We start from the raw sequence: 24153 nt of genomic DNA on the forward strand, positions 1-24153 counted from the left end.
TAGTAATTAATTAATCTTATTTTTGCATCAATTTTAGTTTAATTTTAATAGAATAGAAATGAAACAAGAAATTAAACCCGCTACCGGACGTCTTGGCGTGTTGGTAGTCGGAGTGGGTGGTGCGGTAGCAACCACAATGATTGTAGGTACACTAGCCTCTCGCAAGGGACTGGCAAAACCGATAGGATCTATTACCCAGTTAGCCACAATGCGCATGGAAAACAACGAAGAAAAACTCATCAAGGACGTTGTGCCCTTGACAGGTTTGGAAGATATTGTTTTCGGTGGATGGGATATTTTCCCGGACAACGCATATGAGGCTTCTATGTACGCTGAGGTTTTGAAAGAAAAAGACCTGAACGGAGTAAAAGACGAATTGGAAGCTATCAAGCCGATGCCGGCTGCTTTCGACCACAACTGGGCAAAACGTCTGAACGGAACACACGTCAAGAAAGCTGCTACCCGCTGGGAAATGGTGGAACAACTTCGCCAGGACATCCGCGATTTCAAGGCTGCCAACAACTGCGAACGTGTTGTCGTGCTTTGGGCTGCAAGTACTGAAATTTACATTCCATTGTCTGACGAACACATGTCACTCGCTGCTTTGGAAAAAGCAATGAAGGAAAACAACACTGACGTTATTTCTCCGAGTATGTGTTACGCATATGCTGCTATCGCAGAAGGTGCTCCGTTCGTAATGGGTGCTCCAAACTTGTGTGTGGATACTCCTGCTATGTGGGAATTCTCCAAGCAGAAGAATGTACCTATCTCAGGTAAAGACTTCAAGAGCGGTCAGACATTGATGAAAACCGTATTGGCTCCGATGTTCAAAACCCGTATGCTGGGTGTGAACGGTTGGTTCTCTACCAATATCCTCGGCAACCGTGACGGTGAAGTGCTCGATGATCCGGACAACTTCAAGACAAAAGAAGTCAGCAAACTGTCTGTAATCGACACTATCTTCGAACCTGAAAAATATCCTGATCTCTACGGAGATGTTTATCATAAAGTACGTATCAACTACTATCCGCCCCGCAAGGACAACAAAGAAGCATGGGACAACATCGACATCTTCGGATGGATGGGTTACCCGATGGAAATCAAGGTAAACTTCCTTTGCCGCGACTCTATCCTTGCTGCTCCTATCGCACTCGACCTTGTATTGTTCAGTGACCTGGCAATGCGCGCAGGAATGTGTGGTATCCAGACTTGGTTGTCATTCTTCTGCAAGAGCCCGATGCACGATTTCGAGCACCAGCCCGAACATGACTTGTTCACTCAATGGAGAATGGTAAAACAGACATTGCGTAACATGATCGGTGAAAAAGAACCTGATTATTTGGCTTAATTCGGGAAGATGTTCCTGAAAAATATATAAACTTTCCCCTTCTTCAGTAAGGGGAAAGTTTTGTTATTCTTATACACTCTATTGTAAGAAATGAAAAGACCACCCTTTTTACCTGTTATTATAGGCACGGGCTTTGGCTCCGGTTTTTCTCCTTTTGCTCCCGGCACGGCTGGGGCGTTGCTGGCTTCTATCATTTGGATTGCACTTTATTTCCTGTTTCCCTTTTCTACCGTTTTATGGATTACTGCCGCTTTGGTGATTGTATTCACGTTCGCCGGCATTTGGGCTGCCGATAAGTTGGAGGCTTATTGGGGTGAAGACCCTTCGCGTGTGGTAGTGGACGAGATGGTGGGAGTGTGGATACCGCTGTTGGCAGTTCCCAATGATGAAAATTGGTATTGGTACGTGATTGCGGCATTTGCGCTGTTTCGCATCCTGGATATAACCAAGCCGTTGGGCGTGCGCCGCATGGAGAGCCTGAAGGGCGGAGTAGGGGTAATGATGGACGATGTCCTGGCAGGAGTGTATAGTTTCATTTTGTTAGCGGGAGCGAGATGGGTGATTGGCTAAAAAAGATTGCGCGGATGATTTCGCAGAAAGGTGGCATCTTCATGTTCTTGAGGGCGCAACTTTCGGCTCAGATGGCAACTATCGCAGACTTTCTCGTAACGATTCTTCTGGTAAGGCTGTTTGATGTCTACTATGTATATGCTACCCTGGCGGGAGCTATCTACGGGGGAATTGTCAATTGCATCATTAATTATAAATGGACTTTTAAATCTAAAGGCAAAAAAACGAATGTAGCTGCCAAGTTCATCATCGTATGGGTTTGCAGCGTTTGGCTGAACACATGGGGGACATATGCGCTGACGGAGTCTTTGGCGAAGATTCCCTGGGTGCGGGATACGCTCAGCCTGTATTTCGGTGATTTTTTCATTATACCGAAGGTGGTAGTGGCAGTAATCGTTGCGCTGTTTTGGAATTATAATATGCAGCGTCTTTTTGTTTACCGGAATATAGATGTAAGGAGTTTATTCGGAAAAAGAAATTGAAATAAACAGAAGATTTAGATATAAACAGATTTAGACACATGAATTACAGAGATTATTTACAACAGCTGATTTATAAGATTATCAATCCTTTGATACATGGAATGATTAAAATAGGAATAACTCCTAACTTTATCACCACTACCGGATTTATCCTGAATATAGTAGCGGCGGGTATGTTCGTATACGCCGGAGTCTATGGAGAGCAGAACGATCTCGCCATTATCGGATGGGCAGGCGGTGTGATTCTGTTTGCCGGACTGTTTGATATGATGGACGGACGCGTAGCCCGCCTGGGTAATATGAGTTCCAAGTTCGGCGCGCTTTACGACTCGGTGCTCGACCGTTACAGTGAATTGATAACATTCTTCGGCATCTGTTATTACTTGTCAATGAAAGATTATTATCTCTATGCTCTTATCGCTTTCGCGGCCCTTATCGGTTCGCTGATGGTGAGCTACGTCCGTGCACGTGCAGAAGGGTTGGGGATAGAGTGTAAAGTAGGATTTATGCAGCGTCCCGAACGCGTGGTGTTGACAGCTCTCGGTGCTTTATTCTGTGGCATATTCAAGGATATCACCGCTTTCGAACCGATTCTGATTTTAATCGTCCCATTGGCTTTTGTTGCCCTTTTTGCCAATATCACGGCCTTTGTGCGTGTGAGACATTGCTACAAAGTGATGACGGCGAACGAACAGAAGCAAGCGTAAACCTCTCTCCAAAATATAAAACAGAATGATAAAGAACAATCAAAAGCCAACAAAGAAAGAGACTTTGACTGTAATCATATGTATGGCTCTTTTTCTTGTGCTGACAAGTATCTTCATTGGATTTCGCTCCGAACATCTGATGATAGCGGTATTCTACCTGGTCTTGTTTTTTTCGGGACTGCCCGGACGCAAACTGGCAGTAGCCCTGCTACCTTTCGCCCTTTTTGGAATCTCGTATGATTGGATGCGCATTTGCCCCAACTACGAAGTGAATCCGATTGATGTAGCCGGACTCTATAATTTGGAAAAATCCCTCTTTGGAGTGATGGATAACGGTGTCCTGATTACTCCCTGTGAGTACTTTGCCGTGCACAACTGGCCGATAGCCGATGTCTTTGCCGGAATATTCTACCTCTGCTGGGTTCCTGTTCCTATCTTATTCGGTCTTTGCCTGTACTTCAAGAAAGAAAGAAAAACTTACCTTCGCTTTGCGATGGTATTCCTTTTCGTCAACCTGATTGGCTTTGCGGGTTATTACATTCACCCGGCCGCTCCACCCTGGTATGCCATCAATTACGGCTTCGAACCGATACTGAACACTCCGGGCAATGTAGCGGGATTGGGACGCTTCGATGCTTTCTTTGGAGTATCTATCTTCGATTCCATCTACGGACGCAATGCGAATGTTTTTGCGGCAGTGCCTTCACTGCACGCGGCTTATATGGTCGTAGCCCTGGTGTATGCTATCGTCGGCAAATGCAAATGGTATGTGATTACCCTTTTCTCCATCATTATGGTGGGTATCTGGGGAACAGCCGTTTATTCTTGCCATCACTACATCATTGATGTATTGCTCGGTATCGCCTGCGCACTAATCGGCTGGCTGGTATTCGAATATGTATTGATGAAAATCCCCGGATTCAAAAGATTCTTCGACAGATACTATACCTATATAAAGTAAATATACAGGCAGCGACATAGTGAAGAACAAATACCGTAATATATTCCTCGCCTTCGGCATCATCGCCGTCCTTGTCATGATATTCACTTTCGATATGGATTATCACGAACTTTGGGCGAATCTGAAGCGTGCAGGGATATATTTACCTTTGATACTATTGCTATGGCTGTTTGTCTACCTGATTAATACCACATCCTGGTATATCATCATCCGCAGTGGCGGCAAGATTGGTTTCTCATTCGCCCGGCTCTATAAATTCACCGTAACAGGCTTTGCGCTTAATTATGTGACACCGGTCGGGTTGATGGGCGGTGAGCCCTATCGCATCATGGAGCTGAAACCTTACATAGGTATAGAAAGGGCCACTTCCTCCGTGATTCTCTATGTGATGATGCATATTTTTTCTCATTTCTGCTTTTGGTTAAGCTCCGTGCTGCTCTACGTCTGCCTGTATCCGGTAGGGTGGGTGATGGGGATTATCTTGGGAACTATTACCCTATTCTGCCTGCTGATTACTATCCTTTTTATAAAAGGTTACCGGCATGGAATGGCAGTAGCCTGCGTCCGCATGGGCAGCCGTATTCCTTTTCTGAAAAAGAAAGTACTTCACTTTGCCGAAACCCACAAAGAGAAACTGGAGAATATAGACCGGCAAATCGCCCTTCTCCATCAACAGAAGAAACGTACCTTTTATGCGGCTCTCTCCTTAGAATATACAGCCCGTGTCGTCAGTTGTCTGGAGATTTGGTTGATTCTGAATGTGCTCACTACCAACGTCAGCTTTGCCGACTGTTGTCTGATTGCCGCTTTCTCCTCTCTGCTCGCCAACCTTCTGTTCTTTTTGCCGATGCAGTTGGGCGGACGTGAAGGCGGCTTTGCCCTTGCCGTGGGCGGTCTTTCCCTTTCCGGTGCTTACGGAGTCTATGCTGCACTGATAACTCGTGTACGCGAGATGATTTGGATTGTTATAGGACTGGCCCTGATGAAAATAGGGAACAAAAGATGATTATTTGACAAAAAGAACTTCCGTGATTTGTACGTGCGAAGCGGATGACGGAACACTTGCCCCATATTTGAAACAAAATAGCATCTGTTTTGCCCCATTTTTGGAACAAAATCAGATGAATTTTGCCCCATATTTGAAACAATTTTATATCTTTGTTGTTGTAAATCAATAAGTTTATAGTAAATGTTTAAAAGGGATATATTAGTTCATTTGGAAAGTTGGAAGGCCGATACACATAGAAAGCCTTTAATACTGCGTGGGGCAAGACAGGTTGGCAAGACAACAGTCGTTAATGAATTTGGAAAACAGTTTGATAATTATCTTTCTTTGAATTTGGAAAAGAAAGAGGCTTCTGCTTTGTTTGAACTGACTATACCTTTGAAAGACTTGATGCCATTGATTTTTGCTCATTGCGGTAAAATCAGGAAAGAAGGAAATATACTACTTTTTATTGATGAAATTCAAAACTCGGCGAAAGCAATAGCATTATTGCGTTATTTTTATGAAGAACTGCCGGATATTTATGTCATTGCTGCCGGTTCATTATTGGAGAATCTGATAGATGTACGTGTTTCTTTTCCGGTAGGGAGAGTGCAATATATGGCGTTGCGTCCTTGTTCATTCCGTGAATTTTTAGGAGCTATTGGAGAAAACGCTTTGTTGCCTGTTTTAGATAAGCCTGAAGTCACGATTGCCTTTCATGAACGTTTGATTGTATTGTTTAATATCTATACATTAATAGGAGGAATGCCGGAAGCGGTGCAACTCTATGCGGAACGGCGGGATATTTTATCTTTAGAATCTATATACGAGACTTTATTGCAAGGCTACCGTGATGATGTAGAGAAGTATGCACAAGGAAAACAGCTTCCGGAAGTTATTCGTTTTATTTTAAAAGAGGGATGGCATAAGGCGGGGCAAGCTGTGACTTTAGGAGGGTTTGCAGGTTCGTCATATAATGCACGTGAAGTTGGAGAAGCTTTTCGTTTGTTGGAAAAAGCTATGTTATTAGAACTGGTCTATCCCACTACGTCAACTGAAGTTCCTGCTACGCCGGAAATGAAGCGTATGCCTAAGCTGATATGGTTGGACACAGGTTTGGTAAATTATGCTGCACAGGTGCAAAAGGAAGTTCTAGGAGCAAAAGATATAATGGATGCTTGGCGTGGTATGGTAGCAGAGCAAGTTGTAGCGCAGGAACTTTTGACATTGACGGATAAAGTGAGTCAGAAACGTAGTTTTTGGATACGGAATAAAAGTGGCTCTAATGCGGAAGTTGATTTTGTTTGGGTACAGAACTCAATGATTTACCCTATTGAAGTAAAATCCGGACATAACGCGCATCTACGTTCTTTACATTCATTTATGGAGCGTTCCTCACAAACTGTTGCAGTCAGGGTCTGGTCACAATCTTATTCGGTAGACGAAGTAAGGACTGTGAATGGAAAAGAATTTAAATTATTGAATATTCCATTTTATCTCGTTGGTAAATTAGATGCTATATTGCGGCAACTTTAATCCCTCGGGGAAATTTATCATCTTGCTTTGTGAAATAGTGTTGGATAGTTTGGTCAGCTCGTGCGAATAGTTAACTTTGCACTTAACTAATTCTTAAAAATAAACGCATGAGAAGACTAACTACCCTTTTGTTGCTCCTGGCAATGTTGATTCCAACTGCCGGAGCACAGTCTACCGACATCTTTAAAAAGAAGAAGAAAAAGAAAAACAGCAAGACGGAAGTTGTGGACAAAGCCAAAGCCGACTCCATAGCCAAAGCGAAAAAAGACCCCTTGCAGCCTTATGCCAAAGTAATCACCGGCAAGGCAAAAACAATGAATGGTTTCTTCAAAGTACACAATGTAGAAGGAAAATACTTTTTTGAAATAGCCGATTCCTTGCTCGGACGTGATATCCTGATTGTGAACCGGGTTGTAAAAGCTCCCGTAGATAAACAGAAGCGTAAGGCAGGCTATCCGGGCGACCACATCAGTGATGAAGTGATACGCTTTGAAAAAGGGCCCGACAATAAACTATTTATACGTCAGATTTCTTATTTGGAACACTCCGCAGATACGCTGGGATTGTATCAGGCGGTATTGAACTCTAATGTTCAGCCCATCGTAGCCGCTTTCCCTCTGAAAACTGCCCGTACGGAAGGCGCAACAAAGAACTACGTGATTGAAATGACCGACTTTATCCGCAAGGATGGTGAAATGTTCTCATTCTCCAGCACTGCCAAGGATAATATCGGAGCTTCTGCGATGATGGCCGATGCCAGTTATATCGACACGCTGAAAGCCTTCCCGCAGAATATCGAAATCCGCACCGTACGTACCTTCCAGCGGAAGCCGCCTATGGGAAGCGCATTCGAGAAGATGATGGCCGCCTACTATAACTCTACCGGCCCGATGACATACGAACTGAACAGTTCTATGCTGCTACTTCCCAAAGAGCCGATGAAGCCTAGGTTGTATGATAGCAGAGTGGGATATTTCGCAGTCGGTTACAAGGACTTTGATGAAAACCCGCATGGTGTGAAATACAAAGCTAACATCACCCGTTGGCGTCTCGAACCGAAAGACGAGGATAAAGAGAAATACCTGCGCGGCGAACTGGTAGAACCGAAGAAGCCGATTGTAATCTATATTGACCCTGCCACTCCCAAGAAGTGGGTTCCTTACCTGATTCAGGGTGTCAATGACTGGCAGGCAGCCTTCGAGAAAGCCGGATTCAAGAATGCCATCATCGGCAAAGAAGCTCCGACGGATGATCCGACCTGGAGTCTGGAAGATGCGCATCACTCGGCTATCGTCTATAAACCTTCTGATATTCCAAACGCAAGCGGCCCTCACGTACATGACCCCCGCAGCGGTGAAATCCTGGAAACGCATATTAACTGGTATCATAACGTAATGAGCTTGCTCTACAACTGGTATATCGTACAGGCCGGAGCTATTGACCCGGGTGCACGCAAACCGCAGTTTGACGATGAACTGATGGGTGAACTGATTCGTTTTGTTTCTTCCCATGAAGTAGGACACACATTGGGGCTGCGCCACAACTTCGGTTCTTCCGCTACCGTCCCGGTAGAGAAATTGAGAGATAAAGCCTGGGTGGAAGCTAACGGACATACTCCGTCTATCATGGACTACGCCCGTTTCAACTACATCGCACAGCCCGAAGATAACGTGTCACGTGCAGGAATCTTCCCCCGTATCGGTATATATGACAAATGGTCTATTGAATGGGGATATCGTTGGATGCCGGAGTTTGAAACGGCTGAAGCTGAAATTCCTTACATGAACAAGTGGATTATCAGCAAGCTGAAAGAAGACAAGCGTTATACATTCGGTACGGAAACCGACAGGGATGACCCTCGCAACCAAAACGAAGACTTGGGTGACGACGCAGTGCTGGCAGGCACATACGGCATCAAGAACTTGAAACGTATCATGCCCGAAGTAATGAATTGGACATATGAGCCGAACGAAGGTTACGGAAAAGCAAGTTCCTTATATTATAATGTGGTAGGACAATTCTCCTTGTATATGGGACACGTGGCAACTAATGTGGCAGGTATTTACAGTACTCCTATCTCGGTAGAACAAACCGACATGAAAGCCATAGAGTATGTACCGAAAGATATTCAGAAGAAAGCAGTAGCTTTCTTGAATAAAGAATTGTTCACTACACCTACCTGGCTGATGGATAACAAGCTGACCGAAAGAGCAGGGGTGAATACATTCAATCTGATATTCCGTGTGCAAAGCAATATCTTGAAGCGACTTATTAGCAGCCGCACATTGGATAAAATGACAAACAATGAATTGATGAACGGCAATAAGGCTTACACTGCCAACGAGATGTTCCTCGACTTGAAGAAAAGTATTTGGAATGACTTGAGAGGTGGAAAAAGACCTGACCTTGCTCAACGTGGCTTGCAGAAAACCTATGTCAACTCATTGATTTTAATGCTTGAGAAACCAAAAGGTTCCGGTGGAGCACTTTCTTCTATGATGCCTGACTCCCCATCCGAAGCGCCCGCCATCGCGCGTGGTCAACTGACAGACCTTAGAAGAGAATTGGCTGCTGCCGCAAATTCTTCAAGTGGTATCTATAAGAGTCATTATCTGAATTTGAAGGCGTTGATTGACGCTGCATTTGAAGCAAAATAAAGATGTTTTTGTGATTAGAAAAATATCTTTTGAATATAAATAAGAGGAAGTAGGATTCCTCTTACAATGAAATCACCCTCGTCACAGATAACTGTAGCGAGGGTGATTGGGTTTTGGAAATGTAGGTTTTAGATACACTTTAGATATGTAGGCTTTAGGTATGTAAACTTTAGATACGTAGTTTTTGACATATCAACTTTGAGTATATTGACTTTAGAGATTTATACTTTGCTCCACTGAGTTGCGGCATCAAAACAGGGACAAGCCTTAATCCATTCTTCCGGCTCAATCTCACCATTCCCATTCAAGTCCGGACTTAAATCCCTGTGTCCGCATACCCGGCAATCCGGATAATCCTTCAATAACGTGAGAATCAATACCCGCAGAGAATGTTTCTGCCACTCGGTGCGTGTATCTTTCGGTCGTCCTTTGTTGTCAAGTCCGCCCTCATAGCAGATACCGATACTTTCACTGTTGAACCCTTTCGCGTGTGCCCCGATTCTCTCTATCGCCCGGGTAGACTTAATATCTCCATTCTTGCGAATATAGAAATGATACCCTGTTCCGTTGAATCCCCGTCTGCGATGGCAGACATCAAGGTCATATTCCGTAAAGTCCTTGTCCTCACGTGTAGCGGAGCAGTGGACTACTATTAGATTTATAGCTCTCATCATTTCCCGTATCAGGCTTCCTTTAGAATGAGCCCCGAACCTGCACCCGAACCCGCACCCGCATTGCTGCGCTGTGCACATTCCTTATTAACGCACTGCAAAGCAGACGCCTGTGCCAACTGCCCCCTCAATGAGAAAATCTCCGTATGCATTTCTTTCACTCGCGAACTAAGGTCGAAATAATCCTTCAACACCTTTTCCAACTGCTGCATCAGAAATGTATATTGGTCTTTCACCAGTTCACTGAACTCTTTGACTTCCTGCGCCATGACCTTGCGTTTCTTGCGATTACCGCCCAAAAAGGGGAGTATCGTCATGATAATCTCAATAATTTTATCTAGCATTTTTTTAATGAAGAATTAAGAATGAATAATGAAGAATTGGGAATTAATGCGAATCAGTCGTTCAATGACGAATCAGTCATTCAATGACCGATTCGCATTAATAATGGAGAAAACAATCGCTTATGCTGCCGGGTCCGGAGTCTCCCCGCCATCACCGCCGCCGCTATTTCCACTTCCGCCGTTTCCGCCATCGGAACCACCACTTCCGTTTCCTTCATCCTTTCCTGCCAGGACGAAATCCACATTATTCTCACTTCGGGTAGCGGTATGACTGGTATTCACCAGGTGCAGCGCCTTATCAGCTACAAACCGCACATTCACCCTGCGGATACTGCGCACCGTGCAATCCTTTTCCTTCTCCGTCCCCTCACTGCTCAACGTGATATGGAACGTGCCCAATCCATCAACCTTCACCTTATCGCCCTGAGTAAGCGACAGGCGCAACTGCTCTACAAAAGCCTCGATAGCATGCTTCACATCTCCTGCCGTAAGCGAAGAATTGGCTTCGATGGCATCCGCCAGCTTGTTGACATCCATCACTCTCACAGTACCCGATTTTTGGCGTACATAATACAACATCTGTGAATCTTCCTGACTCACATACTTTCTGCGCTGATAGCGCTCTACTAATACATTCATAAATTGAAAAAGTTAAGGTTTAAGTAATAATATTTCTTTCTTGTTGCAATATTACAAAGATACAAAATATAGAAGGCAAAGTCAAGTGTTTTGCTCTTTATTTATTCAATAATTCAGAATATTATTGATAATGTGTAATATGTGATATATGTAATAAATATTATAATAATATATATTGTAATATTATTAATTGGTATCCTATTCACATCTATCAGATACCTGTTTTATCATTTGGCATGCTTCATTAAATACTCCAATGGCGGAACATAATCCGTGATTTTCGTCATTTCGGGATTATGTCGGAAGTAAGCGTTCCCCGTCTCCCCATTACGCTGTTTGGCAACGATAACCACGCCCAGCCCTTCCGTCGGATAACCGCTTTCCTTATCCGTCGTAATCCTTGCCAGGGCAGGGCGGTAGAGCAGCATCACGATGTCCGCGTCCTGCTCGATAGCCCCGCTTTCCCGCAACTGGCTCAATTCCGGCCGCCTGTCTATATGCCCCTCCGCCAAGCGGTTCAACTGACTAAGCAATATCACCGGTATATCCAGCTCCTTCGCCAACAACTTCGCCTTGCGGGCAGCTTGCGCCACTTCCTGCTCCCGGTTACGGTTGTTCTGCCCGGTCGACATATCGCAAAGTTGCAGATAATCGATAATAATCATATCACACGCACCCTGACTCCGCAGCAACCGTGCGCTGGAACGCACATGCTCCATGTTCACCACCGTACTGTCATCCACGTGTATCGGCAACCGTGCGAGGTTGGCAGCCGCCCTGCGTGCATCCGCCATTTCCCCTTCCTCAGGCGTCCCCGTGCGCCACCGGCGGGCACTGATTTCACTCGTCGCCATCAGCCACCGGTCTGCCAACTGTTCCCCCTGCATCTCAAGACTATACACCGCCACCGCATGCCCCGCCATCGCCGCGCTTCGCGCCATATGCAGCGCGAGAGCCGTCTTCCCCACCGAAGGACGTGCCGCAAGCACTATCAACTCTCCGTTCTGCCATCCGGACGTCATCCGGTCCAAATCCGTCATCCCCGTGGGAATACCGGTAATCCCATTCACACTTTTTGCGATACGACTTTCAGCTTTCGCCATCGTGTCAGCCATCAACGTATCCATATCCCGCATACAATTATTATGCCCGAACTCACCCTCCAACCGGTCAAGCAAATTGTGAGCGTCTACCAGCGTATCCGCAATATCCATCGTCTCGTCGAGCGAACAGGCGAGCAACTTGTTAAGCCCAAGAATCATCTCCCGCCGCAAATACTTCTCATGCACAATCTGCGCATGATATTCAATATGTGCCGAACTTGCCACCCTGCTGCTCAACTGCGTGATTCCGAACGGCCCGCCCGCTTCTTCGAGCTTCCCCCTGCGGGCAAGCTCTTCCTTCACAGTCAGAATATCAATCTTCGTCCCCGCCTGATACATAGCGAGCAACGCGGCATAAATCACCTGATGCCGCATGACGTAGAACATTTCGGGGCGTAATTTATCCGCAATCAGCGGCATGGCTTCCCGTTCTATCAGGCAGGCTCCTATGACGGCTTCCTCCACTTCGGGAGCCTGTGGCGAAACCCTGTCTTCAGTATTCACTCTAGGGGGAAAGGTAGTATTCATTTTTGAGGAAAGATTAGTTTTCATTTTAGTAGGGAGATTAGTCTTTATTTTCAGTAGGAAAGTTAATATTCATCGAGGAAAGCTTTGTTTGCCAGGTAACTACCAGCTTGCAAGAGATATTTGAAATTAGTCTGGTGGAAATAATACTCCTCGATATGGTCGATGGCGAGTTGTTGCTCCTTGCTGCTTAGTTTTTTCCATTCGCGTTGAGCCTTGGCTATATTTACCTTTGGGAGTTGGGTGGTACTGTGATATTCGTCCCAAAAAACACGAAACTTCTCGTTGACTGTTTTCTTTTTCTGTTTGTTGTCATCGAACTTGCCCATCCATTTGTCGTATTCCACCACCCGGATATGCAGTGAAGCGCTATCGGGATGGGTGATGATTTCGATGACTCCCAGGCTGTTCAATCCTTGGAAGAAGCGGAATGTCCGTCCGACAGACCAGTGGAAGATGTGGCTCCAGTCTCGATAGCTATACAGGCTTTCTCCCCGTTTGCAAGGATAGTCTGTATACTGGCGGCTGTTGTATAGCGTATCCGAATAATTGACTTTCATAAGAATTTTCAGAAAGGCTTCTATTTCTCCTTCCTGGACGTCTTGCTCTTCTATCTGTTGTTGCAGTAAGGATTTAGGTATGATGAGGTAGCCATGCTCCATCATCGTTTGAAAATTGAACTTATTCATTGGTGACTATTTAAAATTTTCGGTAAAAGTACAACTTTGGTTTGGGGCTGTCAAGTGGCGGGATTTTGTCCGGATGATGGGGGATTGCAGCGGACGATAATAGATGAAAATAGCTGATTTTTTCTCCTCGGACAGTACGATTGTGGAAAGTGAAAGGGCAGAGCCTGTGATTACGATAAACAGAACTTCTGTTTCTGTCAAACGGAACCTCTGTTTGGGGGAATTAGAGGTTCTGTTTGGGATAAAAAAACGGCTATTTTTGCTGAACACTCCGTGGAACACCTTTTTGAGTTTGTAAGTAGCTATTTCATTGATAGTTATCTTCGCTGTGTGGATGGCTCCTGAACGCGGGGTGGAACACGTAATAAATAATAAAAGATAAATTATATATTAAAAAATATATAGTTCGATTTTCCGTTTATTTCTGATTTTTGTTTTCGTTTTCATCGGTGCGTTTGATGTCAATCGGCAAGGAGGCCTTGGGTGGCCCCCAATGGCAGTAGAGGATTATCTGCATTTCCGGGCTTACGTCAATTGTCTTGTCTGTGAAACCGGCCATTGCCATTTGCTCGTTTAATGCTATATTTGCCTTTATGCAGGCACGCATTTTTTTACTGGCTGCACTGGGACCTGATAATTCAGGAAAATAATCCATTGCCAGTTCGGATAGATGCCTGAATCCATTAATGTTGTAGTTTTCAGTAACTACTTCAATCATTTTCATAATGATGTTCTTTAATTTTTTAAATGACTTTTTGTTTTAAAAAAGCGATGCAAATGTATGAAAATATATTCAATGAATTGCAATGTTTATTTGATTTTTTATGTCCATAATTTTGTGCGTGTAAAAAATATATATACAACTCTGATTTGTTACTAAAGTAAATTGTTTTATATGTAATAATTAATTATTTAATTTTTTTATTGATGAAGAAGGGAAATATGGTTTCTTTTATGAAACAAGTTTCAGAAGAACTGAAACGTAGTGGGAATTTAGGTACTGCTCATGTATATAGGAGTAGTTTGAATGCAATTCTGACTTTTTGTGGGACGGAGCATTTACAGTTCAGGGAAATCACTCCCGAATGGTTAAAGTGCTTTGAGGGTAGTCTTCGTGAACGTGGATGCAGTTGGAATACGGTATCCACATATCTTCGCACGTTGCGTGCTGTTTATAACCGTGCCGTTGACCAGCGTATAGCTACGTATGTTCCGCAACTGTTCCGCTCGGTTTATACAGGTACGCGGGCAGATCGTCGCCGGGCATTGGATGGTGAAGATATGCGGTTGATGTTCACGTGTCTTTCATCAAAAGTCGCTACTCTTGCCATGCGGCGTGCGCAAGAGATGTTTATTTTGATGTTCTTGCTCCGTGGTCTGCCATTTGTCGACTTGGCTTATCTTCGGAAAAGTGATTTGCACGGAAATGTCATCACGTACCGCCGTCATAAAACGGGAAGCCAATTGTCGGTGACTCTGACGCCGGAAGCCATGATTTTAGTACAGAAGTACATGAATCGTGATGCGGTATCTCCTTATCTATTCCCGATTCTTCATAGCGGAGAGGGAACGGAAGAAGCGTATCGTGAATATCAACTGGCTTTGCGCAGCTTTAACTATCAACTGGCATTGGTAGGACAGCTGTTAGGACTCCGGGAACGATTGAGCTCGTATACCGCCCGCCACACCTGGGCTACTACTGCTTATTATTGCGAAATCCATCCGGGGATTATCTCCGAAGCGATGGGACATTCATCTATCACTGTAACTGAAACGTATTTAAAGCCGTTCCGGAATCAGAAAATTGATGAAGCAAATAGACAAGTCATTGATTTTGTAAGACGCACGGTAGTAGGAGTAAGTGCTTGAAATTAAGACCGTTACTTCGTAGGTAACGGGAATAAATTTCGGTGCAAATATGAGCATATTTCTTAAAACAACCAAACGAAATCACACATTTTTTCCAATAAACCATTCAAAAGTAGAACTAGGACAAATAAAACACGCGGATTCTTTGTATTAGGGCTTTGTTAACTTCTAAATTTTGCAAAAGATTTCCTTCCCCTCTACTGCTTTTCAGAAGCAGGGGTAAAAATGTTTCATCGCATATCGTATCATTTTCTAGTATTGACTACTCCAAAAGAGCAGGCACAAAGGTTTTCCCGTTACCTACGAAGTAACGGGGCGTCTATTATTGAAACTTAGTGTTTAATAATATATTATTAATGTAATTTTTTAAGTAGTTATGAAAAGAAAATTTGTAAAAGTGATGCTCTTCGGAGCGTTGACGCTTGCAGTAAGTACAACTATAACAAGTTGTAAGGACTACGACGATGATGTGAAAAATCTGCAAGAGCAGATTGACAAGATCAACTCAGGAAGTCCTGTTAGCATTGAGGACATGAAGACCGCAATTGCTGCCGCTAAAACAGAATTGGCTACAGAGATTGACAAACTGTCTAAAGCTCTGGAGAACAAAGATGCATCAATTAAAGCGTTGGAAGATGAAATTGCTGATTTGAAGACTAAACTGTCGGCAGCGCAAGGGGATGCAACTGCTGCTAAAGAATTGGCGACAGCATTGTCTGCGAAACAAAATGAACTGAAACAATTGGTAGATGCTAATGACGAAACTCTCACAGCTCTGAAAGCAAGCTATGATAAGCTGACTGGTGCTGAAGGTGATCTTGCTACCTTAAAGAAATTTGTTGCCGATTATCAAGCTAATAGCATTATCAGCGAATATGCAAAATCGGATGAATTGTTGGCTGGTTTTATCAACAGTACAATTGCGGGACAACTAGAGGGGAAAGGTCTTGTAGAATATATAGAGAATGCTGTAAGTACTTCCATAGCAACAAAGCTTGCTAAAATAAATCAAGACATTGAGGCTATCACCGGAGAAAATGGTGCTTTAGCTCAGTTAGAGGATAAATTGGACAAGGCTCTGGAAGGTGATGATAATAATAAGGGAATAAAAGACCGGCTTAATGATTTGGAAGATACTAAGAAAGTTATTGACGACTTCTTGAAGGCTCATCCTGAACAATATACAGACTTTGCTGCTATCTTAAATCAGATTGAAACATTGCGTTCGAATTATGAAACGATGTTCACTCCGGCAAGTTTGCAGTCAAAAGTGGAAGAAGCCTTGAAGTCCGTTCTGGAAGATGCTGATTTTACCTTTAAGAGCTTGGTTGAAACTGTAAAACAACATGGTCTTGACATTGAGGCTATAAAAGAAATGGTACAAAGTGTAGTTTATGTTCCGAAAAATGTAGCAGGAACTGAAGAATTTACTACTCTGTATGCAAAAGCAAATCCAGCTGCAGAGTTTGGTATTATATCTCGTAGTAAAGATTTAGCTGTTAAATTCCGTGTTTCTCCTGCTAAGGCAGCCCTAGGATTTGAGAACGGAAAATACACAACTCTTTTGGATGCGCAAGCAATAACCCGTTCTACAAGCATCTTTGAAGTTGGCGAAATAAGTGTAGAGAAAGAGAATGGAGTGCCAACCGGTATTATAACTGTTCCTCTGATTGCCACTTCTGCTTCCACGGATTATGCTTTGTGTCTGATGATTCAGAGCAAAGAAGTAGGAACTGAGGTCGCTTCTGACATTACTTCAAGCTATTTCCCTGTGTTAATGACAGAGAAATATATGACTGATGTTCAATATGTGACAGCAGAAACTGGTCGTGATATTATTTATAACGAGAAAGAATCTAGTTTGATATTCGGAGATAATAAGGCTCAAGAAAAGTATGGTAAGACTCAAGCTAAGCTATATGACGATGAAGCTACTGCCGAAACAAATGCAGGTGCTTTTGAAGATGTGCCTGAAGGTATCAAAGGCATCTTTAATACGAAGTTTGAGTTGAGTGGTGATAATGCAAGTTACTTCCAGATTGTTCCGACTACCGGAGAGGTGAAATTATCATCCTCTGCCTTCAATCAAATCGGATTGGTAGGACAAACAGTAGATGTTGTTGCAAAAACCACGGTTGCAGGTATTGATGATGCATTCTCCACAACTCTAACAAGTGGCGATGCAGTAAAAATTGCTCAGAAGTCTGAAAATCTTACTCCTAATTATTCTTTCAATGTTAATTGGGATAATACTGATGAACAGACATTAGATATCAATATGGTTGATTTGTATAATAAGGGTGCGATTACAGAAGCTGCTTATAAGGCATTGGCAACAAGTGCGTTTGCAAAAACTGCTGATAAAGGTGTTGACTTTACTGTAGGGGCTGATAATGTATTGACAGTAACTGTTCCTCAAGGAAAAGTAGCCGGAACTTATAAACCGAAAGTTGTGATAACTGTATCTGATGTGAAAACAATTACTGTAACAGCTACTGTTACAATAAAAGCTTTGACTGATGTTGCTTTGACTGAACCTGCTGCTAATGTGAAAGTAGATGCAGGTGTAACCGGAGGTAATGCTGCAACTGCTATTGCTGTAGAAGTAGGTGATGTGTCTACACTGTTCTCTAATTATACCGAAATCAATGATAAGGTCACAGCGGTAGGTGGTTCAATTAGCTTCTCGGTAGAGGGGGATGGTGCATCTTTGGTTGGTCAAAAACTGACTATAACGAAAGACTGTACTGGCCTTGTGAAAGTAATAGCTACCGTAAAATGTGGTGAAGCGAAAGATGCGAAGTATACTGCAACTGTTTATGCTGATTCTAAATTGAGTGGAAAATGGACAGTACCTGCTGCTGCATCGCTTGCTAAAACTATATCTCCAGAAAAGACTGCTAAAATTGAGAACATATTGACAGGCTTTATTTGGAAAGATTATAGAGATAAAGTTATGTGGAAAGATGGTGAAGCTGTTGCCGGAGATGATTCTAACGGATTTGCAAACTCTGTAGCTGACCCTCTTGATATTTATGGTCTCGAAGCTCCGACAGTAGAATTGACTGGTGCTAATGCTGATAAGTTTAAGCTTTCTGCCGATTATAAAGAACTGTCGTATTCTGACAAGGGACAAAATTTGGCGTCAAGAGAAGGTTTGTCAGTGACTATTAAAGTTACTGTTAACTCTCCTTGGGGTGGTGTAATTCCTGCTGAAGGCATTACTACAACAATGACTGTTACAGTTAAGTAGGATAAGTATTGTAAAAAGGATATCTCCCTGTGTTTTTTCTTATTTTATTATAGGAATAGGGAGATGTTTCTTGAAACAAGAATAAGAGATCGTACTTACGAAAGGTCGATTTCTATCCAATAAAACCTTTCTCCGCCTTTTATGGTGAAGAAAGATGGCGAGAAGCAACAGATTCAAGAAATTTGCTTGTGAAGGTCAATCCTTGCAATCTGTTCTTCTGTAGACAAGGGATGCCACCCTTATTTCCCACTGGCATCTCTTGGAATATTCTCAGAGCATCTTCTATGTTGCGCTAGAATTAATATGCTAGTCCCTTATTTCCCTATAGATAAGGAGATGTTTTGAGAACACAGAAAGCCCGGGCTTGCGAAAGTCCGGACTTTTCATATCTTTTTTTTTACTGAATATTAAATCTCCTCACATACCACCATCTTCATTCCGTGATAAACAACAACGATTTTGTGCAAAGTAGTTGTACCGATTGCTTTTTGCACCGTTTCGCTGTCAGCGTAGCGTTTGGCTTGTGCGATAGCTTCCTGTCGGAGTTGTTCTACCTTTTCATCACTGTCCTTTCCTTTGGCATACTTTAGTTCAATAATATATGAATGAAGCATGTCTTTATATATATCCAATAAGGGAAACATGAAAATATCGGCATATCCTTCCTGATTTTCCTGCTCGGAAATAGGACGATAGAAACGGTTCTGTGCAGTCATCGCCAATGTAAATCCATGCACGTACGCTTCCCCCTTTTGCTTGTCACGCTGGGAAGAGTAGCGGTGCAGACATTCGGCGATATAATTGAAGTAGGCTTTCCAGTCACCACGATAAGCCATGGCAGATGCTAGTTTTCCTTTTTCCCAATTATCAGAACGGAGGTCTGCTTCATTGTACGTATCCAGCAAGTAACTGTACAACTGTTCGCGCACTACTTGATTAGGAATAACCAACTTCGTTTCTCCTTCCAAAGTTCCACTGATAGTCAACATTCCAAAATAGAATAACAAACTGATAAAGTTATCCGGCTCTGCAACTGTTTCGGCAGGAAAACCCGTTTTTAACTCACCAGTGATGTAACCTTGTTGCACCAATGTTTGGATAGAGATGCATCATGGGCGAATTCTTTGTCTTTACGGATAAGCATTCGTAGTTTGTTATAATCTACGCGGATGTTTTCTTCTACCATATTGCGAGGCATGTATCCTCCGTTGCGAATGTAATTATCCACAAAGTAGAGTACCATATTGGAATTGTACATTGTGGTGCTTCCGTAGCTTTCCTCTGAAAAACAATAGTTGTCATACCAGGGTTTCATTGCCTCTATCAGTTCGTCGGTAGTATGGTGAAACTCGCAGGTAGTAGCATAATAATCAAGCATTGCCCGCACTTCTTTTTCATTAAATCCGGTCATCTCATTGAATTCCGGAGAAAGTGAATAGTTGGTGCCGATGTTAAATCCACTGGTCAGATCATCCATCGTGACGGGGCTGACACCTGTCACGAAACAACGTTTGATTGTGGAATCCGTGCCTGCTTTTACCGTATCGAAGAAGCTGCGCAGATAACCAGTTCCGTGTGTCTCACTCTTATAATCTTCGAGGCAGGAAGGTTCTGACAAAATTTTGTTTGAAAAGTGATCGTATTCATCAATGAACAGATAAATCTGTTGATTGGTCTTAACGCATTCTTTATATAGATAATCCAGTTGTTCTACAGCGCCTTTCTTCTTATTCATCTCTTCCTTTATTCCTTTAGGAAGATATTGAGCGTAGACATCGCAGAAGAAGTTGAATTCAGTGTTGCAATGTGCGTCTAATGATTGCCGGTAACTTTTCAGTTCGGCGTTTACTACGGCAAAGTTCAGGTAAATAATGAGATATGAATTTCGTTCGGGAGTGGGATGCTTTCCTATATACAGGTCGCCATACCATTTCTCAAACTTGTCTGCTTCCAATATATTATAATAATGTCGGAGCATGGAGATTGTCAAGCTCTTTCCAAACCTGCGCGGACGGATATAGAAGAAATACTTGTTCGCATTCTCTATGAGAGGGATATAATGTGTCTTGTCCACATAGTAACAGTCGTCTTCGCGGACATCGATAAAGTTCATCATTCCATATGGAATACGCTTACGCTTTGCTGGCTGGTTCATAACTCTTTCATTTTCTCACAAAAATAACAATAAAAAATGAATCTTGGTGGGAGGAAGTTATATAAATGACGGATTATCTTGGGAGGCTGTTAAAGAATGCTAGAGGATGTGCTAAATCATTGATAAGATAAGGAATCTGATCGGCAGGAGATATCATATGGATCAGTGAAAGGTGATGTATACATAATTGAAATATAATTTATTCGTTAACTTAAAACAAAAGGCGACCCGTTTCAACGAGCCGCCTTTTCTGTTTATTTGATTTCGAATTCTTCCTTCATATCGATTTCCTCTCCATGTGTATCATAGAACACATATTGTAGGAATGCGAGTTTCTGACTTGGAATAATCTTGATACCGAATCCGTACTTCATCTGCCACTTCCGTTTCAGGGAAACGAGTCCCTGATTGATGTACGCAGCAACATACGGATGGACGTGTAACGAGAATTTCTTAACCTTCAGTTTATTGACCAGGTAATCAATTTTACTCTCCAAAGTGTCCGTAAAGAGAATGGACGACTTGATAGTGCCTTTACCGAAGCAAGTAGGACAGATTTCGGTCGTGTTGACGTCCATTGCCGGACGCACACGTTGGCGTGTAATCTGCATCAGCCCGAATTTGCTGAGCGGCAGAATATTATGCCGTGCCCTGTCTTTCTGCATATTGGCACACATTCGTTCATAAAGCTTCTGACGGTTTTCGGCTTCATTCATGTCGATGAAGTCCACGACGATGATACCACCCATATCTCTTAATCGCAGTTGGCGGGCCAGCTCGTCGGCTGCCCCCAGGTTTACTTCGAGTGCGTTGCCTTCCTGTCCGTTGGCATTCTTGGTGCGGTTGCCGCTGTTCACGTCTACTACGTGAAGCGCCTCAGTGTGCTCAATAATCAGATAGGCACCACTCTTGTAAGAGATTGTTTTACCAAACGACGATTTAATCTGCTTGGTGATACCGAAATTGTCGTAAATGGGAAGCTGGCCTTTGTACAGTTTCACGATATTAGCCCGGTCGGGCGCAATCAGTGATACGTAGTCTTTGATTTCATTGTACACAGCCTCGTCGTTGACGTGAATATTCTCAAAAGAAGGGTTGAAGAGGTCGCGCAACAAACCTACGGCACGACTGGTTTCTTCATAAATCAACGTCGGATACTTGGTGGCTTTCTGTACTTTTGCCATCGCATCTTCCCAATGCTTTACCAGGACTTTAAGCTCTCCGTCGAGTTCGGCTACGCGTTTGCCTTCGGCTACCGTGCGGACGATGACACCGAAGTTTTTCGGCTTGATGCTCATCAGCAGTTGTTTCAGGCGGGCGCGTTCTTCGCTCGATTTAATTTTTTGTGATACAGAAACCTTATCGTTGAAAGGGATGAGCACGAGATAACGTCCGGCAAACGAAATTTCGGACGTCAGTCGCGGTCCCTTGGTGGAGATCGGTTCCTTTACGATTTGCACCACTACTTCTTGTCCCACCTTGAGTGTGTTGGATACAGTTCCATCCTTGTCGAGGTCGGGAAGCAGGGTTGCCTTGCTGATGGAGGCCAGCTTCTTCTTGTCGCTTAAAGTCTGCTTTACAAACTTTTCGAGTGAGTTAAATTGAGGACCCAAGTCTAAATAATGAAGGAAAGCGTCTTTCTCGTAACCGACGTCTACAAAGCATGCATTTAGTCCGGGCATCAATTTCTTGATACGTCCCAAATACATATTGCCCACAGAAAAGGAAATGTTTCTTCCTTCGCTTTGAAGTTCTACTAAGCTCTTATCTTCGAGAAGGGCGATGGAGACCTCTTTGGGCTGTACGTCAACTACTAGTTCACTTGTCACTGTTTTGTTTCCTTATTATTGATTGAATCTCATTTATATGAACAACTTTTTTGACAAATTGTTCATTTTGGGTTAGCTACTTAAACAAAGAACAAACTTGAAAGACATTAGCTTCGCAAGTTTGTTCTTTATTTCTGTGTGATCCAGACTTAAAAATTATTTTTTGCTTTTATGTCTGTTCTTTCTTAGTCTTTTTTTACGCTTGTGCGTAGACATTTTATGTCTTTTTTTCTTTTTTCCGCTTGGCATAGCTTCACATTTTATGGGTTAATACTCTTGTTTATTATTTCTTTACTGAAATTGTAAATGTCTTAGCCGGTTTGAAAGCCGGAATGTTGTGCTCAGGGATAATAATCGTAGTATTCTTAGAAATATTACGAGCTGTTTTCTGTGCTCTTTTCTTCACTACGAAACTACCAAATCCGCGCAAGTATACATTCTCGTCGTTAGACAATGAATCTTTTACAGCGTCCATGAATGCTTCTACTGTTGTAAGAACTGTCTGCTTATCAATCCCAGTTTTCTTTGTAATCTCGTTTACAATATCTGCTTTAGTCATTTTTCCTTAAAAAAAATATTATTACTATTATGTTATTGCTAATTTTTTGGACTGCAAATATATAGCTTTTTAAGCTCCTAAAAAAATATATTATGCACATTTTTCTAAAAAAATGGTGGCGTTGAGTTTTCTTAGAGCCAAAAGAGTTACTTTTGTGTGGCTTTTGAACAGCATATACAAGATAAATGTTAGATGATACATGATGACTGGTCCTATGAATAAGTTCAATGAAACAATTATAGAGTGGTATAAAGAGAACAAGCGCGAGCTGCCCTGGCGGGAATCTTCCGATCCGTATCTGATATGGATTTCGGAGATTATCCTTCAGCAGACACGGGTGGTGCAGGGATATGATTATTTTTTGCGTTTCATCAAGCGCTTTCCCGATGTGCGGACGTTGGCTGACGCGGATGAAGACGAGGTGATGAAGTACTGGCAGGGGTTGGGATATTATTCACGTGCCCGGAATCTTCACGCTGCCGCAAAAAGCATGAATGGGGTTTTCCCGAAAACGTATCCGGAAGTGTTGGCTTTGAAAGGAGTGGGGGAGTATACGGCGGCAGCTATCTGTTCGTTTGCTTATGGCATGCCATATGCGGTGGTGGACGGAAATGTGTATCGTGTACTTTCACGTTATTTCGGCATCGATACGCCGATTGATTCGACAGAGGGAAAGAAGCTCTTTGCCGCTTTGGCGGACGAGATGCTGGATAGAAAACAACCGGCTCTTTACAACCAGGGAATTATGGATTTCGGGGCGATTCAGTGTACGCCGCAATCGCCTGATTGTTTGTTTTGTCCGTTGGCAGATAGTTGTTCGGCTCTTGCGAAAGGGTTGGTTGCCAAGCTGCCTGTGAAGCAGCATAAGACGAAAACGATGAACCGTTATTTCAATTATATTTATGTACGTGCGGGCGCGCATACCTTTATAAGTAAGCGGACGGCGGATGATATCTGGAAAAATCTTTTTGAATTGCCTTTGATAGAAACTCCGGTGGCTGTGTCGGAAGAAGAATTTTTAGCTTTGCCTGAATTTCGGGCGCTTTTTGCTCCGGGTGAGCAACCGGTAGTCCGTTCGGTGTGCAGGGAAGTGAAGCATGTATTGTCTCATCGGGTGATTTATGCTAATTTTTATGAAGTGACATTGCCCGGAGAAACGGCTTCTTTCGGTAAGTTTCAGAAAATAAAGGCGGAAGAATTGGAGCAATATGCTGTTTCAAGGTTGGTGCACGCTTTTATTGAGAAGTATATTGATTCGAAATAAAAGT

19 protein-coding genes and 1 pseudogene are annotated in these 24153 nt (G+C 43.1%); 11 read left to right on the top strand and 9 right to left on the bottom strand.

Annotation, left to right across the window (positions count from 1 at the left end; genetic code table 11):
• Positions 1-58 precede the first annotated feature (58 nt).
• The 8 genes from HC965_RS01595 to HC965_RS01630 all read left to right on the top strand — a co-directional run bounded on the left by HC965_RS01595 (position 59) and on the right by HC965_RS01630 (position 9249).
• Positions 59-1348, top strand: a complete 1290-nt coding sequence (locus HC965_RS01595; protein ID WP_191029784.1) for an inositol-3-phosphate synthase — start codon at positions 59-61, stop codon at positions 1346-1348.
• Positions 1349-1438: 90 nt separating this feature from the next.
• A complete protein-coding gene (locus HC965_RS01600; RefSeq protein ID WP_191029785.1) occupies positions 1439-1918 on the top strand; it encodes a phosphatidylglycerophosphatase A in 480 nt (159 codons plus the stop codon).
• A 14-nt stretch (positions 1919-1932) separates the two neighbouring features.
• Positions 1933-2400: a GtrA family protein gene (locus HC965_RS01605; protein ID WP_191030037.1), complete on the top strand. Its 468-nt coding sequence runs from the start codon at positions 1933-1935 to the stop codon at positions 2398-2400.
• Between the two features lie 38 nt (positions 2401-2438).
• Positions 2439-3107, top strand: a complete 669-nt coding sequence (locus HC965_RS01610) for a CDP-alcohol phosphatidyltransferase family protein (RefSeq protein WP_191029786.1) — start codon at positions 2439-2441, stop codon at positions 3105-3107.
• 25 nt (positions 3108-3132) lie between these two features.
• Positions 3133-4068, top strand: coding sequence for a phosphatase PAP2 family protein (locus HC965_RS01615; RefSeq protein WP_191029787.1), 936 nt, complete (start codon positions 3133-3135; stop codon positions 4066-4068).
• Positions 4069-4087: 19 nt separating this feature from the next.
• A complete protein-coding gene (locus HC965_RS01620) occupies positions 4088-5074 on the top strand; it encodes a lysylphosphatidylglycerol synthase transmembrane domain-containing protein (RefSeq protein WP_191029788.1) in 987 nt (328 codons plus the stop codon).
• A gap of 183 nt (positions 5075-5257) precedes the next feature.
• Positions 5258-6592, top strand: coding sequence for an ATP-binding protein (locus HC965_RS01625; RefSeq protein ID WP_191029789.1), 1335 nt, complete (start codon positions 5258-5260; stop codon positions 6590-6592).
• 107 nt (positions 6593-6699) lie between these two features.
• A complete protein-coding gene (locus HC965_RS01630) occupies positions 6700-9249 on the top strand; it encodes a zinc-dependent metalloprotease (RefSeq protein WP_191029790.1) in 2550 nt (849 codons plus the stop codon).
• Between the two features lie 221 nt (positions 9250-9470).
• Here the strand turns inward: HC965_RS01630 and HC965_RS01635 are convergent, their stop codons facing one another.
• From HC965_RS01635 to HC965_RS01660, 6 genes are all read right to left on the bottom strand, one after another.
• On the bottom strand, positions 9471-9920 hold the full coding sequence (locus HC965_RS01635) for an N-acetylmuramoyl-L-alanine amidase (RefSeq protein ID WP_191030038.1): 450 nt from the start codon (positions 9918-9920) through the stop codon (positions 9471-9473).
• Between the two features lie 11 nt (positions 9921-9931).
• Entirely contained in the window at positions 9932-10264 is a 333-nt protein-coding gene (locus HC965_RS01640; RefSeq protein WP_191029791.1) for a hypothetical protein, read from the bottom strand.
• A gap of 120 nt (positions 10265-10384) precedes the next feature.
• Positions 10385-10903: an HU family DNA-binding protein gene (locus HC965_RS01645; RefSeq protein WP_191029792.1), complete on the bottom strand. Its 519-nt coding sequence runs from the start codon at positions 10901-10903 to the stop codon at positions 10385-10387.
• A gap of 227 nt (positions 10904-11130) precedes the next feature.
• Positions 11131-12534: a replicative DNA helicase gene (gene dnaB / locus HC965_RS01650; RefSeq protein ID WP_191030039.1), complete on the bottom strand. Its 1404-nt coding sequence runs from the start codon at positions 12532-12534 to the stop codon at positions 11131-11133.
• Between the two features lie 62 nt (positions 12535-12596).
• Positions 12597-13220, bottom strand: a complete 624-nt coding sequence (locus HC965_RS01655) for a hypothetical protein (protein WP_191029793.1) — start codon at positions 13218-13220, stop codon at positions 12597-12599.
• Between the two features lie 418 nt (positions 13221-13638).
• A complete protein-coding gene (locus HC965_RS01660; RefSeq protein ID WP_191029794.1) occupies positions 13639-13944 on the bottom strand; it encodes a DUF4248 domain-containing protein in 306 nt (101 codons plus the stop codon).
• 203 nt (positions 13945-14147) lie between these two features.
• On the opposite strand from HC965_RS01660, the gene HC965_RS01665 reads away from it, so the two are divergent.
• Positions 14148-15089, top strand: coding sequence for a site-specific integrase (locus tag HC965_RS01665; protein WP_191029795.1), 942 nt, complete (start codon positions 14148-14150; stop codon positions 15087-15089).
• A gap of 376 nt (positions 15090-15465) precedes the next feature.
• Positions 15466-18342 (top strand): hypothetical protein, encoded by a 2877-nt coding sequence (locus tag HC965_RS01670; protein WP_191029796.1) that lies wholly within the window; start codon positions 15466-15468, stop codon positions 18340-18342.
• Positions 18343-18749: 407 nt separating this feature from the next.
• On the opposite strand, the pseudogene HC965_RS01675 reads toward HC965_RS01670, so the two are convergent.
• The 3 genes and pseudogenes from HC965_RS01675 to HC965_RS01685 form a co-directional block, all read right to left on the bottom strand.
• Positions 18750-20497 (bottom strand): annotated as a pseudogene (locus tag HC965_RS01675) (AAA family ATPase).
• A 254-nt stretch (positions 20498-20751) separates the two neighbouring features.
• On the bottom strand, positions 20752-22326 hold the full coding sequence (locus HC965_RS01680) for an Rne/Rng family ribonuclease (protein WP_044654228.1): 1575 nt from the start codon (positions 22324-22326) through the stop codon (positions 20752-20754).
• Between the two features lie 283 nt (positions 22327-22609).
• Positions 22610-22885: an HU family DNA-binding protein gene (locus HC965_RS01685; RefSeq protein ID WP_004300646.1), complete on the bottom strand. Its 276-nt coding sequence runs from the start codon at positions 22883-22885 to the stop codon at positions 22610-22612.
• Positions 22886-23099: 214 nt separating this feature from the next.
• Between HC965_RS01685 and mutY the strand changes: the two genes are divergently transcribed.
• On the top strand, positions 23100-24149 hold the full coding sequence (mutY, locus tag HC965_RS01690; RefSeq protein WP_191029797.1) for an A/G-specific adenine glycosylase: 1050 nt from the start codon (positions 23100-23102) through the stop codon (positions 24147-24149).
• Positions 24150-24153 lie beyond the last annotated feature (4 nt).

The organism is Bacteroides sp. GM023, from assembly GCF_014750685.1.
Taxonomy (GTDB): Bacteria; Bacteroidota; Bacteroidia; order Bacteroidales; family Bacteroidaceae; genus Bacteroides.

Excerpts from the sequence above, each read along its gene's own strand:
- HC965_RS01595 (WP_191029784.1), top strand. The coding sequence starts at position 59 with ATGAAACAAGAAATTAAACCCGCTACCGGACGTCTTGGCGTGTTGGTA.
- HC965_RS01600 (WP_191029785.1), top strand. The coding sequence starts at position 1,439 with ATGAAAAGACCACCCTTTTTACCTGTTATTATAGGCACGGGCTTTGGC.
- HC965_RS01605 (WP_191030037.1), top strand. The coding sequence starts at position 1,933 with ATGATTTCGCAGAAAGGTGGCATCTTCATGTTCTTGAGGGCGCAACTT.
- HC965_RS01610 (WP_191029786.1), top strand. The coding sequence starts at position 2,439 with ATGAATTACAGAGATTATTTACAACAGCTGATTTATAAGATTATCAAT.
- HC965_RS01615 (WP_191029787.1), top strand. The coding sequence starts at position 3,133 with ATGATAAAGAACAATCAAAAGCCAACAAAGAAAGAGACTTTGACTGTA.
- HC965_RS01625 (WP_191029789.1), top strand. The coding sequence starts at position 5,258 with ATGTTTAAAAGGGATATATTAGTTCATTTGGAAAGTTGGAAGGCCGAT.
- HC965_RS01630 (WP_191029790.1), top strand. The coding sequence starts at position 6,700 with ATGAGAAGACTAACTACCCTTTTGTTGCTCCTGGCAATGTTGATTCCA.
- HC965_RS01635 (WP_191030038.1), bottom strand. The coding sequence starts at position 9,920 with ATGAGAGCTATAAATCTAATAGTAGTCCACTGCTCCGCTACACGTGAG.
- HC965_RS01640 (WP_191029791.1), bottom strand. The coding sequence starts at position 10,264 with ATGCTAGATAAAATTATTGAGATTATCATGACGATACTCCCCTTTTTG.
- HC965_RS01645 (WP_191029792.1), bottom strand. The coding sequence starts at position 10,903 with ATGAATGTATTAGTAGAGCGCTATCAGCGCAGAAAGTATGTGAGTCAG.
- dnaB (WP_191030039.1), bottom strand. The coding sequence starts at position 12,534 with ATGAATACTACCTTTCCCCCTAGAGTGAATACTGAAGACAGGGTTTCG.
- HC965_RS01655 (WP_191029793.1), bottom strand. The coding sequence starts at position 13,220 with ATGAATAAGTTCAATTTTCAAACGATGATGGAGCATGGCTACCTCATC.
- HC965_RS01660 (WP_191029794.1), bottom strand. The coding sequence starts at position 13,944 with ATGAAAATGATTGAAGTAGTTACTGAAAACTACAACATTAATGGATTC.
- HC965_RS01665 (WP_191029795.1), top strand. The coding sequence starts at position 14,148 with ATGAAGAAGGGAAATATGGTTTCTTTTATGAAACAAGTTTCAGAAGAA.
- HC965_RS01670 (WP_191029796.1), top strand. The coding sequence starts at position 15,466 with ATGAAAAGAAAATTTGTAAAAGTGATGCTCTTCGGAGCGTTGACGCTT.
- HC965_RS01685 (WP_004300646.1), bottom strand. The coding sequence starts at position 22,885 with ATGACTAAAGCAGATATTGTAAACGAGATTACAAAGAAAACTGGGATT.
- mutY (WP_191029797.1), top strand. The coding sequence starts at position 23,100 with ATGAATAAGTTCAATGAAACAATTATAGAGTGGTATAAAGAGAACAAG.